At 66.8% G+C, this 16,672-nt stretch carries 16 protein-coding genes; 10 read left to right on the forward strand and 6 right to left on the reverse strand.

Going from position 1 to position 16,672, the window contains the following annotated elements; all coding sequences use genetic code 11:
* Positions 1-16: 16 nt before the first annotated feature.
* Positions 17-1,687 (reverse strand): 3-oxosteroid 1-dehydrogenase, encoded by a 1,671-nt coding sequence (gene kstD, locus NV2_RS20585; protein ID WP_067876876.1) that lies wholly within the window; start codon positions 1,685-1,687, stop codon positions 17-19.
* Between the two features lie 34 nt (positions 1,688-1,721).
* Positions 1,722-2,315 carry a TetR/AcrR family transcriptional regulator gene (locus NV2_RS20590; RefSeq protein WP_174550610.1) on the reverse strand — a complete coding sequence of 198 codons (594 nt, stop codon included), beginning with the start codon at positions 2,313-2,315 and terminating at the stop codon, positions 1,722-1,724.
* Between the two features lie 181 nt (positions 2,316-2,496).
* Between NV2_RS20590 and NV2_RS20595 the strand changes: the two genes are divergently transcribed.
* The 4 genes from NV2_RS20595 to NV2_RS20610 all read left to right on the forward strand — a co-directional run bounded on the left by NV2_RS20595 (position 2,497) and on the right by NV2_RS20610 (position 6,539).
* Positions 2,497-3,321, forward strand: a complete 825-nt coding sequence (locus NV2_RS20595; RefSeq protein WP_067876879.1) for an alpha/beta fold hydrolase — start codon at positions 2,497-2,499, stop codon at positions 3,319-3,321.
* Between the two features lie 347 nt (positions 3,322-3,668).
* Positions 3,669-5,024 (forward strand): D-inositol-3-phosphate glycosyltransferase, encoded by a 1,356-nt coding sequence (gene mshA / locus NV2_RS20600; protein ID WP_067876881.1) that lies wholly within the window; start codon positions 3,669-3,671, stop codon positions 5,022-5,024.
* Positions 5,021-5,542, forward strand: a complete 522-nt coding sequence (locus NV2_RS20605; protein ID WP_373863596.1) for a type III secretion system chaperone family protein — start codon at positions 5,021-5,023, stop codon at positions 5,540-5,542. The genes mshA and NV2_RS20605 overlap by 4 nt, the downstream gene beginning before the upstream one ends.
* A gap of 61 nt (positions 5,543-5,603) precedes the next feature.
* Positions 5,604-6,539 carry an ROK family protein gene (locus NV2_RS20610; RefSeq protein WP_067876886.1) on the forward strand — a complete coding sequence of 312 codons (936 nt, stop codon included), beginning with the start codon at positions 5,604-5,606 and terminating at the stop codon, positions 6,537-6,539.
* Between the two features lie 3 nt (positions 6,540-6,542).
* Here the strand turns inward: NV2_RS20610 and NV2_RS20615 are convergent, their stop codons facing one another.
* Positions 6,543-6,794, reverse strand: a complete 252-nt coding sequence (locus NV2_RS20615) for a DUF4287 domain-containing protein (protein WP_245662708.1) — start codon at positions 6,792-6,794, stop codon at positions 6,543-6,545.
* Positions 6,795-6,995: 201 nt separating this feature from the next.
* On the opposite strand from NV2_RS20615, the gene NV2_RS20620 reads away from it, so the two are divergent.
* The 4 genes from NV2_RS20620 to NV2_RS20635 all read left to right on the forward strand — a co-directional run bounded on the left by NV2_RS20620 (position 6,996) and on the right by NV2_RS20635 (position 12,064).
* Positions 6,996-7,733, forward strand: coding sequence for a phosphoglyceromutase (locus NV2_RS20620; RefSeq protein ID WP_067876892.1), 738 nt, complete (start codon positions 6,996-6,998; stop codon positions 7,731-7,733).
* Positions 7,734-7,886: 153 nt separating this feature from the next.
* Positions 7,887-9,938, forward strand: a complete 2,052-nt coding sequence (locus NV2_RS20625; RefSeq protein WP_067876895.1) for a CocE/NonD family hydrolase — start codon at positions 7,887-7,889, stop codon at positions 9,936-9,938.
* A 189-nt stretch (positions 9,939-10,127) separates the two neighbouring features.
* Positions 10,128-11,378, forward strand: a complete 1,251-nt coding sequence (locus tag NV2_RS20630) for a sensor histidine kinase (protein ID WP_067876898.1) — start codon at positions 10,128-10,130, stop codon at positions 11,376-11,378.
* Positions 11,375-12,064: a winged helix-turn-helix domain-containing protein gene (locus tag NV2_RS20635; protein ID WP_067876901.1), complete on the forward strand. Its 690-nt coding sequence runs from the start codon at positions 11,375-11,377 to the stop codon at positions 12,062-12,064. Before NV2_RS20630 ends, NV2_RS20635 begins: the two co-directional genes overlap by 4 nt.
* Positions 12,065-12,141: 77 nt before the next feature.
* Here the strand turns inward: NV2_RS20635 and NV2_RS20640 are convergent, their stop codons facing one another.
* From NV2_RS20640 to NV2_RS20650, 3 genes are all read right to left on the reverse strand, one after another.
* A complete protein-coding gene (locus tag NV2_RS20640) occupies positions 12,142-12,498 on the reverse strand; it encodes a hypothetical protein (RefSeq protein ID WP_067876903.1) in 357 nt (118 codons plus the stop codon).
* A gap of 66 nt (positions 12,499-12,564) precedes the next feature.
* The gene (locus NV2_RS20645) at positions 12,565-13,098 is read right to left on the reverse strand and encodes an NADPH-dependent FMN reductase (RefSeq protein ID WP_067876905.1); all 534 of its coding nucleotides are present in this window, start codon (positions 13,096-13,098) and stop codon (positions 12,565-12,567) included.
* A 28-nt stretch (positions 13,099-13,126) separates the two neighbouring features.
* Positions 13,127-14,026 (reverse strand): DUF3109 family protein, encoded by a 900-nt coding sequence (locus NV2_RS20650; protein ID WP_373863597.1) that lies wholly within the window; start codon positions 14,024-14,026, stop codon positions 13,127-13,129.
* 109 nt (positions 14,027-14,135) lie between these two features.
* Here NV2_RS20650 and NV2_RS20655 point away from each other — a divergent pair, with 109 nt between their 5' ends.
* Together NV2_RS20655 and NV2_RS20660 are read left to right on the forward strand one after the other, a co-directional pair.
* Positions 14,136-15,131 (forward strand): Ppx/GppA family phosphatase, encoded by a 996-nt coding sequence (locus tag NV2_RS20655; protein ID WP_067876907.1) that lies wholly within the window; start codon positions 14,136-14,138, stop codon positions 15,129-15,131.
* Positions 15,132-15,164: 33 nt separating this feature from the next.
* Positions 15,165-16,652: an Rv0497 family membrane protein gene (locus tag NV2_RS20660; protein WP_067876909.1), complete on the forward strand. Its 1,488-nt coding sequence runs from the start codon at positions 15,165-15,167 to the stop codon at positions 16,650-16,652.
* Positions 16,653-16,672: the final 20 nt, after the last annotated feature.

The following is a 16,672-nucleotide window of genomic DNA, read 5'->3' on the forward strand; positions in this document are numbered from 1 at the left end:
GCGGTTCCGGAGGCTGCTATTGCGGCATTCCCGCCGCGTGGAGCGCCGCCAGGTAGCCGAAGACGATGGCAGGGCCGATCGTGGCGCCCGGGCCCGCATAGGTGTGTCCCATCACCGGGGCACTGGCATTACCCGCCGCGTAGAGACCGTCGATGACGCTTCCGTCTTCCCGCTCGACCCGGCCGTGCCGGTCGGTGACCAGACCGCCCTTGGTGCCGAGATCGCCGGGGACGAGCCGGGCCGCGTAGAAGGGGGCGACCTCGAGGGCACCGAGATTCGGGTTCGGCTGTTGGCGCGGGTCGCCGTAATAACGGTCGTAGGCGCTCTCGCCGCGGCCGAAGTCTGCATCGACCCCCGTGCCGGCGAAGCCGTTGAAGCGGGTGACGGTGGCGGTGAGCTGATCCGCGGGGACGGATATCGCCGCGGCGAGCTCGGGAATTGTTGTCGCCCTGGTCAATACGCCGGAGTCGAACCATCGCCGGGGTAGCGGCTGCCGCGGGGCCAGACCGGCGAACAGGTACCGGTTGCGGTAGCGCTGATCGAAGATCAACCAGGCGGGGAGGTTGACTCCCGGACCCGCTCCCCGGCCGTGTTCGCCACCGTACATGCGGTGGGTGGCCTCCACATACGGCAGTGATTCGTTCATGAAACGCCGGCCTTCGGCGTTGACGACGAGACTGCCGGGCAGATTGCGTTCGGACAGGCAGAACCAGGGCGTGCGGGGTAGTGGGATGGTCGGACCCCACCAGGCGTCGTCCAGGAATGCGGTGGCCGCGCCCAGCTCCATCCCGGCCTGGATCCCGTCTCCGGTGTTCGCGGCGGCGCCGACCGTCCAATCCGTCCCGATCGGCGCACGCTGATACTGCTTGCGCATCGTCTCGTTGTGCTCGAATCCGCCGCAGGCCAGCACGACACCTCGCCGCGCCGTGATCGTCTGTTCGACTCCGTTGCGGCGCACCAGTATTCCCGAAACCCGGGCGCCCTCGGTGCGGAGCTCGATCAGAGCGGTGTCCAGTAGCAGGGGAACTCCGGCCTCGGCCAAGCCGTGCCGCAGCATGGCACTCAATGCCTGCCCGCGCGCGAGCAGGTGTCGTCCCAGGATCGCACCTGCGAGCCAGCGGCCGCCGATCCGCGCCGCCCGCAGTGGAGTTCGCGGATTTCGCAGCCCGAGATGGATCTGGCGCACATCCGCCTGGGTGAGCACGAAATTCCGCGGCGCCTTCGCATAGTCCGGTTCCAGCGTGGCCAGTTCGCTGCCGAGGGCACGTCCGTCGTAGGGAGCCGGCTCGACCGAACGCCCGTGAGCCCGTCCGCCGGGTGCTTCCGGGTAGTAATCGCTGTAGCCGGGAACCCAGTGCATCGACAGCGGGGTGTGGCGGCGGAGAAATTCGAATGCTTCGGGCCCGCGGTCGATATAGGTGTCGATCAGCTCGTCCGGAACGTCCGCGCCGATGATGCTGCGCAGGTAGGTGCGTGCTGACTCGACATCGTCCGGCGGTGCTTCCCGCTGCAATACCGAGTTGCCCGGTATCCAGACGCCACCGCCGGATCGGGCCGTCGATCCGCCCCACCGGCTCGCCTTCTCGACGACCACGGCCGAGAGTCCGTGCCGGGCCGCGGTCAGTGCCGCAGTCATACCTGCCGCACCGGAGCCGACGACTACCACGTCGAATTCGTTGTCCTGCATGGGATGTGTTCCCGTCTGTCGGAATCGGTCGGGATCAGTGCCGGGTACGCCAGCGGGCGTCGAGAACAGCGGCGACCGCGCCTTCGACACATACCGTCAGCGAGGCGGCGGGATTGTCGGTGCTGCGCAGCCATTGCAGATAGCCGAACTCCGCCGCCGCGAGCATGAGATGAACCAGAAGCCCGGGGCTGCTGTCGGTTTCCGGGTCGGTGCCCATCCTGGTGGCGGTCAGTTCGACCAGCCGCAGTCGATGGTCGGGTGGGATCAATGCGACGCGCTCGAGCAGATGCGGTGCGGTCGCGAAGGCGGCGCGCCACTGCTCGAGCTCCGGTCCGTGCAGACCCGTGGAACGTTCGAGGATCGACCGGGACAGTGCAATATCGGCGGGCTCGCTGGCAGGACGCTCCTCCAGGATTCCGGCGATCCCGGCGCCGCCCTCACGTACCGGATCCAGCAGCAGATCTTCTTTGCTGCGGACATGCCGGAAGTAGGTGCTCGGTGACACGCCGGCCTCGGCCGCGATCTGATCGGTGGTGACCTCGTCGAATCCCGAGTGGATGAACAGCGTGAATGCCGCCCGCTGAATATCGGCGCGAATCTGACGCCGTTGCCTCTCCCGCAGGGACATCGCCACTACCTCCATCGTCCGGTTGCTCCGCCGTCCGGTTGCGCAACGCGCTCGAATCTTGGAAGTAGTGTGTACCTGTCTGACAGTTACTGTCAAGAAGGTGCTACCTTTCTATAAGGTGGTGGCTCGCTGGATTGCTGTCCTCGTCCTCGCCGAGATGCCGGCCGCTAATCTGGCCGCTATGGCGATTCGGGATGTGGTCAGCGCGGACGGGACCAGGATTGTGTACGAGGTCTCCGGGCCCGAGCAGGTACGGCCGCTGGTCCTGTTGCACGGATGGGCGGGGACGCTGCGGTGCTGGGGCCGGGCGGCCCAACTGCTGGCCGAGACGTTCCGGGTGGTCGCCGTCGATCTGCGGGGGCACGGGTACTCGGACGCGCCGGAAACCGGCTACGACAACCCGGAGAACTGGGCCGCCGATGTGGCCGCGGTGCTGGCCGCGGAGGGAATCGACAAGGATGCGGTGCTGCTGGGCTGGTCCTACGGCGGCATCGTGCTCAGTGATTACCTGACCGTCGTGGGGGCCGGTGCGCTGGCCGGTGTGGTGTACAGCGGTTCGCAGGCGAATATCGGCCGTGGTGTCGAGGGCGCGCAGACCGGCCCCGCGATGCAGAAGGCCATTCCCGACGTCTTCGAGGAGAGCGCCGGCCGTGCGATGCGCGGCTTCGCCGCCTTCGGCAACGCCAATACCGGCCCCGGCCGCGACAAGGGCAACGACGCACAGCGCCTGTTCGGCGGCAGCCTCGCCACCAGGCCGCGGGTACGCAAGGCGCTGTTCTACCGCACCGCGGACAACACGCAGACACTGCAGAACCTAGATATCCCGGTACTCGTCATGCACGGCACCGCCGACCCGGTGGTCCCGATCGACAACGGCCGCCACATCGCCGACACCGCCCCCCACGCCCGAGCGTCGTATTGGGAGGACGCCCAGCACGGCCTGTTCATCGAAGACCCCCAGCGCTTCGCGGACGAAGTCCGGGAATTCGTCAACAGCCTGGACTAGCACCACGGAGTGCGGACCGAGAAGGCCCCGCAACCTCCCCGATCGGTGCACCGCAAAGAATGGGTCGAGCCCCGCCCCACCCCGAAGGCGAAGCCGAGCCCCGAAACCAGCGCAACCCCCGAGGCAAACCTCCCTCAGCAAGCTCCTATCAAGGGTTTCGGCCCGCCTCGATTTTGGAGCGACGGAGGGAGGGAGCGAAGCGACTGAGCGTAGGAGTGAAAAATCGAGGCAAAGGGGGCCGAAACCCCGCCGCAGCGAAGCGGAGGCCAATAACACAGCTGTGACTGCCCTCACTTGGTGGGCAAGCGCATAACGGTTGACTCCTCGCTGAGTGCACACTGGCGTATGTGAGTAATCGCCCCGAGCATCGTCCGCATCGGATTGCGGTGTTGTCGGTGCACACCTCTCCACTCGCGCAGCCGGGTACCGGCGACGCGGGCGGTATGAACGTCTATGTCCTGCAGTCGGCGGTCGAGTTGGCGCGCCGGGGTGTGGAGGTGGAGATCTTCACCCGCGCGACGTCGTCGAACGACGAGCCGGTGGTGGAGGCTGCGCCGGGGGTATTGGTGCGCAATGTGGTGGCGGGCCCGTTCGAGGGGTTGGACAAGCATGATCTGCCGACGCAGTTGTGCCCGTTCGCGGCGGAGGTGTTGCGGCAGGAGGCGCGGCAGCTACCCGGTTATTACGACCTGATTCATTCGCACTACTGGTTGTCGGGGCAGGTCGGTTGGCTGGCGCGTGATCGCTGGCGGGTGCCGTTGGTGCATACCGCGCATACGCTGGCCGCGGTGAAGAACGCTTTCCTCGCGGAGTGGGATGCGCCGGAGCCGTTGTCTCGGGTGGTGGGGGAGAAGCAGATCATCGCCGAGTCGGATCGGCTGGTGGCCAATACCGGGCGGGAGGCCCGGCAGTTGGTGGAGTTGTACGGCGCCGAGCCGGAGCGGATCGATGTGGTGCCGCCGGGCGCGGATCTGGGCCGGTACTGTCCGGGGGACCGGGCGGCGGCGCGGGCCGAGTTCGGGATCGATCCGGATGAGCAGGTGGTGGCGTTCGTCGGCCGTATTCAGCCGTTGAAGGCGCCGGATGTGTTGGTTCACGCGGCGGCGGAGGTGTTGCGGGCCGAACCGGATCGCAGGCTACGGGTGTTGATCGTGGGTGGTCCGTCGGGGACGGGGTTGGAGCGTCCGGATGCGTTGATCGATTTGGCCGCGTCGCTCGGTATCTCCGAGCGGGTGACGTTCTTGCCGCCGCAGCCGCCGCATCGGCTGGTGCAGGTGTATCGCGCAGCGGATCTGGTGGCGGTACCGAGTCACAACGAGTCGTTCGGTTTGGTCGCGTTGGAAGCGCAGGCCAGTGGTACTCCGGTGCTCGCCGCTGATGTGGGCGGGTTGAGTACTGCCGTGCGGGACGGGGTTTCGGGGCGTCTGGTGGCGGGCCATCGGGCCGGTGCGTGGGGTGCGGCGTTGCGGGGGTTGCTCGACGAACCGGATCGGCTGCGGCAGATGGGGGCGGCAGCGGTGGAGCATGCGACGAAATTCTCCTGGGAACATACTGCCGACGGATTGCTCGACTGCTATTCGGACGCGTTGGCCACGGTGCGGGGTGTGCGTTCGCGGCTGCCGGGTACAACGACGCTGAGTGACAGTAATCAGGCCAGGTCGCGGGCGCTGTGGCGGCGCCGGATGGGAGTTGTGCGCCGGTGAGTGACACCATCGCGCAGACCGCGCAGTTGATCGATGACACCGTGCGCGAGCGGGAGATCGAGTACACCCGCGAGGGTGTCGATACGTTCGTGGTGGTGTTGCCGGGCGAGCGCAAGCTGAAGACGACGGTGATGTTGACCGTCGGTAAGCACGGGGTGCGTGTCGAGTGTTTCGTCTGCCGCAAGCCGGACGAGAATTTCGAGGGCGTCTACAAGTATCTGCTGCGGCGTAACCGCCGGCTCTACGGTATGGCGTACACGCTGGATCGGGTGGGCGATATCTATCTGGTGGGCCGGATCGCGACGCATGCTGTGACCGCGGACGAGTTGGATCGGATCTTCGGTCAGATCCTCGAGGCGGTCGACGGCGATTTCAATGTGTTGTTGGAGTTGGGCTTCGCGGAATCTATTCGCCGGGAATGGAAGTGGCGGGTTTCGCGGGGGGAGTCGCTGAAGAATCTGCGTGCTTTCGAGCATTTGATCGACGACGCTTCGGCAGCGGAGTCCGAGCGCCGCTGATCTTCGGCCGGCCGGGTAGCTCGGCAACGCGATTCGACTCGTATCGGGAGGCGGTTGCTGTATGGGTGTGCTTGCGTTGGATATCGGTGCCTCCAAATTCGCTGCTGCGGTAGTGGGTGCGGATGCGGTGCGGGCCGACGGGATCGGGATGCAGTTGCGTCACATCACCCGGATCGATGTGCCGGCGGGCGAGGTGTGGGCGGCTTGCCGCTCGTTGCTGACGCGGGTGGTCGAACTGGCCGGATCCGATGATGCTTGCGGCGGTGCGGGCTTCGAGGTGACTGCGGTGGGCATCGCGGCTGCCGGTCCGGTCGATCGGGACAGCGGCAGTACTGCTCCGCTGAATATCCCCGAGTGGTCGGCGGGGTTCCCCGTTGTGGATGCTGTCGGCGAACTCTTTCCGGGGGCTGAGATTCATTTCGCCATCGACGGCGCAGCCCTGGCTGCGGCGGAACTTCGGGTGGGCGGATTGCGCGGTGTCCGTCAGGGGTTGGCGATGACTGTGTCGTCGGGGATCGGCGGTGGAATCGTCAGCGAAGGGCGAGTGTTGCTCGGGCGCACCGGGAATGCGGGACATGTGGGCCACATTGTGGTGCCCGGCTGGGATGTGCCGTGCGCGTGTGGTGGGACCGGATGTGTGGAGGCGGTGGCGAGTGGCATGTCGTCGGTGCGCTGGGCCCGGGAACAGGGCTGGGCCGGCGCTACCGGCGCGGAGCTGGCCCGTGCGGCGAATTCCGGTGACCGCACCGCGCTGGCGGCCTTGGCGCGCGCCGGAACCGCGCTGGGACAGGCCGTTTCGGCTGCCGCCGCGACTCTCGACATCGATCGGGTAGTGATCGGTGGAGGTTTCGCCGAATCGGGGGCCCCGTTGTGGGATCCGCTACTGGCCGCGGTGCACAGGCATGCCCGGCTCGGCTTCCTCCGCGACCTGCAGGTGGAGAAATCGTCGATCACGGAGGGGGCGACGCTGGTCGGAGCGGCCGCCCTGGCCCGCTGATCCTCAGCTCTCACCTTTGTCGATGCTGCGCACATACGCGACCAGCGCATTCGCATGCCCGTGCCCGAGCCCGTGTTCCGCCTTCAACCACGCGACGATCTCCATGTGCTTGGTCGACTCGGCCCCGCGAATGATGTCGAACCATTCCTGAACCGGCCGCCCGTGCTTCTTCTCGATGGACGGAAAGTAGGAGGCGGGCCCTTTGACCATGCCGACCTGTCCGCCGGTTGCTGTGCTGCTCTGCCGTGTGCTCATGGCCATGTGGACGGCACCGCCTCCTGAAACTCATCGCCACCTTGCTGTGCTGTGCGTCACGATATGTGCTGCCCGGTGCCGGTGGGCTCGATGCGTAGGTGGCGGGCCAGGTGTACGACGTCTGTCCTCTCGCTGTGGGGTGCGCTACCGGGCATCTACCTGTGGTCGTAGCCGAAATACCGCTTTATTAGCATTGGCCCCATGACGTACACCCTCGTGTTGCTGCGCCACGGCGAAAGCGAATGGAATGCCCTCAATCTGTTCACCGGCTGGGTGGATGTGCACCTGACCGACAAGGGCATCGCCGAGGGGAAGCGCGCCGGCGAACTGCTCGCCGAGCAGGGCATTCTGCCCGATATCGTCTACACCTCGCTGCTGCGCCGCGCGATCAGCACCGCGAACTACGCACTCGACGCCGCCGACCGGCACTGGATCCCGGTGATCCGCGACTGGCGCCTCAACGAGCGGCACTACGGTGCGCTGCAGGGGAAGAACAAGGCGCAGGTTCGCGACCAGTACGGTGACGACCAGTTCATGACCTGGCGTCGCAGCTACGACACCCCGCCGCCGCCGATCGAGGACGACAGCGAGTACAGCCAGTCCGGCGATGCGCGCTATGCCGATATCGACGTCCCGCCGACCGAATGCCTGAAGGACGTCGTGGCCCGGATGGTGCCCTACTGGGAGTCGACGATCTCCCGGGAACTGATTGCCGGTAAGACGGTTCTGGTTGCGGCGCACGGTAATTCGCTGCGTGCGCTGGTGAAGCATCTGGACGGGATCTCCGACGAGGACATCGCCGGGCTGAACATCCCCACCGGTATTCCGCTGCGCTACGAACTGGACGAGAACCTGCGTCCGGTGGGACCGGCGCAGTATCTGGACCCCGAGGCGGCTGCCGCGGGTGCGGCCGCGGTGGCGAATCAGGGCGGAAAGTAGTCCGCCGCGTCGAACCGACAACTCCGAACGCGCCGTGGTTCCTCGGGACCGCGGCGCGTTCGTGATAGACGCGCTGTGCGGGAACTTTGAAACTTACTCGTCGGTAGATAGGCTTCCGGACGTTCGACCATTTCGAGAGGTGGATCACGTCCGATGAAGTACGCGTTGCGCGCCACAGTCGCGTCTCTCGCTGTTGCCGTCACGATCCCGTTCTTCGCGACGCCGGCCCAGGCCGGGCCCGTCGCGACCGGGCCGGACGGCGGTGCCGCCGGTGCGGCCTGGACCGCTGCCGAGGACGGTCCGCAGCAGTATCCGAATATCCACATCGACTGGGATGTGCCGATCACGATGAGCGACGGCACGGTGCTGAAGGGCAACGTGTACCGCCCGGCCGATGCCGCGAGTCATCCGATCGACACCCGCACCCCCGTGATCGTGAATATGACCCCGTACACCAAATTGGTGTCCAACCTGGCCGATCACGCCAACGCGATCCCGGGACTGTCGGATGCGCTGCTCAACCTGCTGCGCCAGATCGACCTCAGCGGAACCCCGCTGTCCGGTGTCACCGACCTCACCAAAGCGTTCGGCGGCGGTGAACTGCGCAACTTCTCGGTCGACCGGCAACTGATCAAGAGCGGTTACACCCAGGTCGTGGTCGATGTGCGCGGTACCGGCTTCTCCCAGGGGAAGTGGGATATGTTGCGCGACCGCGAGCAGCGCGACACCGTCGAGGTGATCGACTGGGCGAGCCGGCAACAGTGGTCGGACGGCAAGGTCGGGATGAACGGCATCTCGTATTCCGGCATCAACCAGGTACAGGTGGCCGAGAAACAGCCGCCGGCCTTGAAAGCGATCTTCCCGGTGGTGCCCGGTAGCGACCTGGTCGACGATGTACTCGCGCCCGGGGGCGGCTTCGGCTTCAACTTCATTCCGCTGTGGCTGACCGCGATCAACGGCCTGAAATGGGTGCCGGACGTGCAGTCCATCGTGACGGGCAAATTCGACGGCAAGTGGCTCGACGACCGGATCAGCGACCCGTACACCTATATGGACGTGCTGATCCACGCGTACACCAACACCAATATGGACACCCTGGATCCTCGGGTGAAGCAGATGTTGAACGAGATGTCCGCCGAACGGCAGGCATGGCTGGGTGATCCGAGCAGCATTCGGGTGCCGACCTTCGTCACCGGCGGCTGGCACGACCTGTTCACCTACTCCGAATCCAAGATCTACAACGAGATTCCGTTGCCGCCCGGACAGAAGCAACTGTTCATGGGCAATACCTACCACCTGAACTCGGGTAACGAGTACGGCAAGCCGGGACTGCCGCCACGCTTGGACGTGTTGCAGCGGGCCTGGTTCGACAAGTGGCTCAAGGGAATCGACAACGGTATCGACGGATACGGTCCGGTGACCCTGCGCCAGCAGGGCGGCGGCTGGATCACCCAGGGTGGCTTCGGCCCGTCGGCTCCGGCGGAGGAGGCCGCCCGGTATCGGCGGATGTACCTGTCGGGTGAGCGTAGTGGCACCGCCAACAGCGTCTACGACGGCTCGCTCACCAGTGAATTCCGCGGTGGCCCACAGCGTTTGACGGTGGCACCGGGGATCACCATGCTGTGCTCCAACGACGCCGCCCAGGCCACCGCCGGGGTGCTGTCGGTCATCGACGGCTGCGGTAAGGATTCGCGGATCGCGGAAACCAACGGGCTCACCTTCACCAGCGCGCCGGTCGCGGAGGAGACCACCATCTCCGGCCCGATCGCGGTGCGGCTCAATACGGTTCAGGACGCCTCCGACGGGTATTGGACGGTGACGGTCAACGATGTCGCGCCCGACGGGCAGTCGACCGTGCTGTCCTCGGGGCAGTTGATGGCGTCGCTCCGTCAGGTCGACGAGGCGCGCAGTTCCCGGTCCGAGAACGGTGACTACACCGATCCACGGGCCTACACCTCACTGGACAAGCGGCAGCCCACGATTCCGGGGGAAGCCACCGAGCTGAATATCGCCTTGTCCGCCACCCAAGCGGTGCTGGCTCCCGGACATCGGCTGCGTGTCGATGTCTTCGCCGGCAATTTCCCCAAGGGACTACCCATCGCGCCGATGCTCGCCGACACCGGCCTGAAGCCCGAGCACCTGCAACTGGACCCGAATGCGCCCAGCTTCGTGAACATTCCGGTCAAGGGGGACCCGCGCTGGTGAATCGCTAGGTGCCCAGACATGTCCCGGGTACGCGCCACGGTGTGCGTACCCGGGATTCTTCTTATCGGCGGCGCCACCGGCCAACTTTGAGTGAACACCCGGCCAACGGGCATGTAATCGCCCGTGACCTGCACGAAACATCGTCAACCCGGGTTCGGTAAGCGTATCGCCGACCGTACGATTCTTGGTGTGAGCGTTCCCCAGGCCGTGTTGCTGGCAGTCCTCGCGGCCGTTGTCGGCCTGGCTGTCGGCGGGCTCGTGGTTCCGTATGTGCACGCGCGGCAGGCCCGACGTCGTGCGGCCGAGTCCGGGCTGACCATGTCCCAGGTCCTGGATCTGATCGTACTGGCCTCCGAGAGCGGTATCGCGGTCGTCGACGAATACCGCGATGTGGTTCTGGTGAATCCCCGGGCCGAGGAGCTGGGCCTGATCCGCCACCGCATGCTGGACGAACGTGCCTGGTCGGCGGTGGAAAAGGTCATCGCAACCGGGATGGATGTCGAATTCGATCAGACCCTGAAGAATCCGCTGCCCGGGCGGGCCCGGATCGCGGTGCGTGGCGTGGCGCGGCCGTTGTCGCGGGAGAATTCCACCTTCGTGGTGCTGTTCGCCGACGACGATTCCGAGCAGGCCCGGATGGAGGCGACCCGTCGCGATTTCGTCGCCAATGTCAGCCATGAGCTCAAAACGCCCGTCGGCGCGATGAGTCTGCTCGCCGAGGCGATGCTGGAATCGGCCGACGATCCCGATTCGGTGCGTCATTTCGGTCAGCGACTCGTCAGCGAATCGAATCGGATGGGCAAGATGGTCACCGAATTGATCGCGCTGTCGAGGCTCACGGGGGCGGAGAAACTGCCGCAACTCGAGCACGTCGAGGTGGATGTCGTCGTGAATGCGGCCCTCGAGCGGTCCCGCACCGCCGCGGAGGCTGCCGGGATCACGGTCAGTACCGACGCCGACAGTGGCCTGGAAATCCTCGGGGACGAGACCTTGCTGGTGACGGCCCTGTCGAATCTGGTCGAGAACGCGATCAACTATTCGCCGAAGGGGTCGCACGTCTCGGTGAGCCGGTCACTGCGTGAGGGGCACGTCAATGTCGCGGTCACCGACCGTGGGATCGGCATCGCCAAAGAAGACCAGGAACGCGTGTTCGAACGCTTCTTCCGTGCGGACAAGGCACGTTCGCGCGCCACCGGCGGAACGGGGCTCGGGCTGGCTATCGTCAAACACGTGGCAGCCAACCACAATGGCGAAATCACGCTGTGGAGCAAACCGGGCACCGGCTCCACCTTCACGCTGCGCATTCCGGCCGCCGATGCCGGCACTCAGAATTCCGCCGTCACGGCGGAGAAGTACCCCACCGCAACCGGGGTGGGCAAGAACGACGGTCCGCGCCAGGCGGGGTGGACCAGACAAAACGGTGTGGAGGCAACCCGATGACCAGAGTGTTGATCGTCGAGGACGAGGAATCGCTGGCCGAGCCGCTGGCATTCCTGCTGCGTAAGGAGGGCTTCGAAGCCACCGTTGTGGGCGATGGCCCGTCGGCGCTGTCGGAATTCGATCGTTCCGGCGCCGATATCGTCCTGCTGGATCTGATGCTGCCCGGTATGAGCGGTACCGATGTGTGTAAGCAGTTGCGTGTTCGCAGCAGCGTGCCCGTGATCATGGTGACCGCGCGGGACAGCGAAATCGACAAGGTGGTCGGCCTGGAATTGGGTGCCGACGACTATGTCACCAAGCCGTATTCCTCCCGTGAGCTGATCGCCCGTATTCGTGCGGTGCTGCGCCGGGGCGCCGGTGAGGAAATGGATGCGGGATCGGAGAGCACCGTTCTGGAGGCCGGGCCGGTGCGGATGGATGTGGATCGGCACACCGTCCAGGTCAACGGCGGTGCGGTGACGCTGCCGCTGAAGGAATTCGATCTGCTCGAATATCTGCTGCGCAATTCGGGCCGGGTGCTGACCCGCGGACAATTGATCGACCGGGTATGGGGTGCCGACTATGTCGGCGACACCAAAACTCTGGACGTGCACGTCAAACGCTTGCGGTCGAAGATCGAGTCGGACCCGGCCAAACCCGAACACCTGGTCACCGTGCGCGGGCTGGGCTACAAACTCGAAGCCTGACCGTAGATTCGAGTTCCAGAGAAGCCGCGGACCGCAGCGGAGCGGGCCGCGGCTTTCTCGTCGCCGGGCAGGCCGAATCAGGGCATGTAGACCCAGGTGGTGCCCACGACGGGGATCTCGTACTTCTGCAGTGTGATCCACCCCAGATCGTCCTGCTGCATGCAGTCGTAGAGCGGGACCGTGGTGCCGTTGCCGCGGCAGGCGATGGTGTGCCCGGGAGCGACACCGTAGGGACTCAGCACGACCTGCTTGCCGGATGCCGCGGCCTGTCCGGTGTAGGCGACCGGATCGGTGTAGTTCACGAAATCCGCGGTGCGCTCGGAGAATTTCGAAGGGTCGGCATCGGCATGCGCCAGCGGTGCGGCGGCAATTGCGGCACTGGCGGCAAAGGCGCCGGCGGCCAGTACTCGGCGAATCGTGGTATTCCTCATCATGGCAATAGACGTATCACCGGCAGATGACGCGCGCATGGCGGGGGTATGGCCGGACGGGGTCGGCGATTACGCCCGCCGGCAACAGGCCGCCACCGCGGCGGCCGATTCGGTGAGTGCGGCGCGCACCGCGGCATCCGCCACCATGCCGTCGGCGCCGACCATACTGCTCGACACCGTCGTTCGCAGGCATGCGGATTCGATCTCGTTCGCACCCACATAACCCAGTACCGTGCGCAGCGAGTCCACCGCGCCCGCACCACGCGGGGGCGCGGCCACCGAAATCCACGCCACCGGTTTCTCGTGCAGGTCGGCCGTGCCGACGGTCCACTCCAGCAGATTCTTGAGACTGCCCGGCAGCAGGCCCGCGTATTCCGGCGCGCAGAACAGCACCGCGTCGGCAGCGGCCAGTCGTTCGCGGAGCCGCGCCACCGCCGGTGGGGAGGGCTGATCCCCTGGGACGAATGCCGGAATCGCGAGCAGCCCGTCGAACAGTTCGGTGGTGACACCGTCGGGCGCGGCATCGGCGAGGGTGCGCAGGGTTGCGGTATTGGTGGAACCGCTGCGAGTGCTTCCGGAGATCAGCAGGATATGAACGCCCACAGCGGTATCAAGCGCCGATGCGGGGGCACTATTCCGGGCTCGGCTGTTCCCGGCTCGACGGGGCGGATCCGGCTGCGGTCGTGGCCGGGTGGATCGCGATCAGGCCCAGTCCGGCGCGGCGTTCGCAGTGCCGGGCCAGTTCCCGGTAGGCGGGTTCACCGATCAGTTCGATCAGTTCGGGGGCATAGGACTGCCAGACCGGCTTGCTGCCGACGTGGGCGTCGGGCGAGCCCGAGCAGTACCAGGTCAGATCCAGTCCGCCCGAGCCCCAGCCGCGGCGGTCGTATTCGGTGAGGGTGGTGCGCAGGATCTGTTCGCCGTCGGGGCGGTCCACCCAGTCCTGGGTGCGCCGGATGGGCAGTTGCCAGCACACTTCGGGTTTCACCGTGAGGGGTTCGAGGCCCTTGCGCAGTGCCATGGTGTGCAGCGCACAGCCGATACCTCCCTCGAAGCCGGGGCGGTTGAGGAAGATGCAGGCGCCGTCGTAGCGGCGGGTGCGCAGGGCGGGCTCGTCGTCGAGGTCGTCTTCTTCCAGATACCGCTTCTTGCGGACCTTGCCGCTGCTGTCGCGGGCCTCGTCCATCAGCTGCCAATCCTGCGGGGTCAGCATCTTGACGGCCTTGTGCAGCTTCTTGCGGTCGTCGTCGTCACTGAGGAAGGCGCCGTGCGAACAGCAGCCGTCGTCCGGCCGGCCCTCGATGATGCCCTGGCAGGCCGGCGTTCCGAAGACACAGGTCCAGTGGGACAGCAGCCAGGTGAGGTCGGCTGCAATCAGATGCTCGTCGTTTGCCGGGTCGACGAACTCGATCCACTCCCGGGGGAAGTCGAGATCTACCTCGGGCGCCGGATCGATCTTCGTGGCTGGTCTCGGCGTCGCCGGTGCGTCGTTCGGCTCGGTATGGGCGTGCGCGGATGCTCCTGCGGTCACATCGCCAGACGCTAACAGTTTCGTCGTCCGGACCACAGTCCCGGCCCGGTGGGGCGCGTAGTTCCGGTTCGTCCTCCGGCCCTCGCGCCGGTCCCGGTACCGTGTTCCTGTGCGGCTCGGTGTCCTCGATGTGGGAAGTAATACCGTCCACCTGCTTGTGGTGGACGCGCATCGGGGTGCGCATCCGATGCCGATGAGCTCGACGAAGGCCACCCTGCGGCTGTCGGAGAATATGGACGACGCCGGATGCATCACCCCCGAGGGTGCGCTCAAGCTGACCCACGCCATCGCCGAATTCGCCGGCATCGCAAGGACGTCCGGCTGCGTCGAGTTGATGCCCTTCGCCACCTCGGCGCTGCGGGAGGCGGCCAATTCCGACGACGTGCTGGCCCAGGTCCGCGCCGGCTCCGGGGTCGATCTCCGGGTGCTGGCCGGGGTGGACGAGGCGCGGCTGACCTTCCTGGCCACGCGGCGCTGGTACGGCTGGAGCGCCGGGCGCATCCTCAATCTCGATATCGGTGGTGGCTCGCTCGAGATGAGCAACGGCTGCGACGAGGAGCCCGAAGTGGCGCTGTCACTGCAGTTGGGCGCGGGCCGGCTGACCAGAGATTGGTTGCAGGAGGATCCGCCCGGTAAGCGGCGGGTGGCGGTGTTGCGGGACTGGCTCGACGCCGAACTGGTGGTGCCGGCCAAACAGCTGCTCGCGGTCGGCCGTCCCGATCGCGCCGTCGGCACGTCCAAGACATTCCGCTCGCTGGCCCGGCTCACCGGTTCCGCACCTTCTTCGGCCGGGCCGCGGGCGCAACGCACCCTCACCAGTTCCGGTTTGCGGCAGGTGATCGCGTTCATCTCTCGGATGACCGCCGCGGACCGGGCCGAACTGGAAGGTGTCAGTTCGGATCGGTCACAGCAATTGGTGGCCGGCGCACTGGTGGCCGAGGCGAGCATGCGCGCGCTGTCGCTGGATACGCTCGAAATCTGTCCGTGGGCGCTGCGCGAAGGACTGATCCTGAGGAAACTGGATACCGACCTGGGCACGGACCCGGGTGCGGGTGGTACTCGGCCCATCGGTGTGCCGGGCCCGACCGAAGCCGTATCGCCATGACGCGGAACTCGGTCACATCGGAAAGGACCCAGCATGAGTGAGGATTCGACCCAGCTGTCGGTCGCTGAACTGCTGGCGCGTAACGGCCAGGGGACGCCGTCCTCCGGCGGCGGGCGCCGGCGGCGCGGTGGGCGCGGCATCGCGGTCTCCGATCTGACCGGGGACCTGCCGGAGGAACGGGAAGGTTCGTCCTCACATGCGGCGCCGGACGAGCCCGAGCAGCTGCCCGACTACCACTTGGCGTCCGGTTACGAGACCGAGTCGCCGGCATCCGGACCGATCAACTTCTACGATCCGCTGGCAGGCGACAGCGGTGCGGCCGGCGAACCGGCCTGGGCGCCGAGCTACGAGCCGGACAATTTCCGGTCCGCTCCGCCTGCTTCCACCCGGCATGCCGCACCCGAGGCGCCCGCGAATCCGTTCGGCGCCGAGCCCGGGTCGGCCCCGTCCGGTCGGCGGGCCCGCCGGGAACAGCGCGAAGCGGCCGAGCGGGAGGCTGCCGGTGCATCCTTCGGGGCGCCCGAGGCGCCGGTCGATCCGGGCCCGACCGGTCGCCGCCATCGTCCCGAACCCGATGAGCGCCGGACGATGTTCGTTGCCCCGGTACAGCCGGACCCGGGCCCGCCGACGATGGGCTGGGCGCCGCCGCCCGCGCCCGAACCCGAGGTCGGACGTGGGCAATTCGGTGGCGGTCCCGGTTTCGCGCCGCCACCGAACCCCACCGAGGTCTTCGGACGCAACGGGGCGGAGGGCCCGGCCCGCAACGGGGCCCCCGCGCCCGGTGGTCTGCCGGCCTGGTCGGCGCGCCGGCGCCCCCCGCCACCGCCCCCGGCTCCCGCCCCCACTCCCGCGCCGGCGCCGAATTCGGCTCCGCCGGATTTCGACCAGCACCCCGAGCCCGTCGAGGATCGGTCGCCCGGATGGTCGCTGGCCGAGCACGATCAGCAGTTGTTGTCGGGCCAGACCGTTGCCGGAGATCTGCTGCGCGATGCAGGCGATCAGGACAAACGTCGCGGATCCGGTCGCGATCGCGGCCCTCGGCGCGGTGTGATCGACCTGCTCGATCCGGCCGAGGCGCGAACCGAGTTCTACGCACCGGTCGAGTTCGACGAACCGGACGACGACTACGACGATGACGAGCTGTACGACGAGGACGAGGAACAGCCCGAGCGGTCACGCCGGTCGCTGCTCGACCGGGTCCCGCTGCGCGGCGCACTGCCGAGCCGGCTGCTGTCGAACCGGCTACCGGCAGGAGACACCAATCGCCGCCAATGGATGATTCTGGGCGGCCAGGCCGTCGGAGCGGCAGTAGCGGGAATGTTGCTGTTCAAGGGCTTCGAGAAGATGTGGGACGTCATGCCGTTCCTCGCTCTGGTGCTGGCGATGGTGGTGATCCTGGGATTGGTGGCGCTGGTTCGCGTACTGCGCCGCACCGACGACATCTTCAGCACGGTGATCGCGGTCGTTGTGGGGATCTTCGTGACGCTCGGCCCGCTAGCCTTCCTTCTCAGCACGAACTGAGCAGGGAGTGGCAGTGGGGC

The organism is Nocardia vermiculata NBRC 100427, from assembly GCF_001613265.1.
In the GTDB taxonomy this organism is placed as follows: domain Bacteria; phylum Actinomycetota; class Actinomycetes; order Mycobacteriales; family Mycobacteriaceae; genus Nocardia; species Nocardia vermiculata.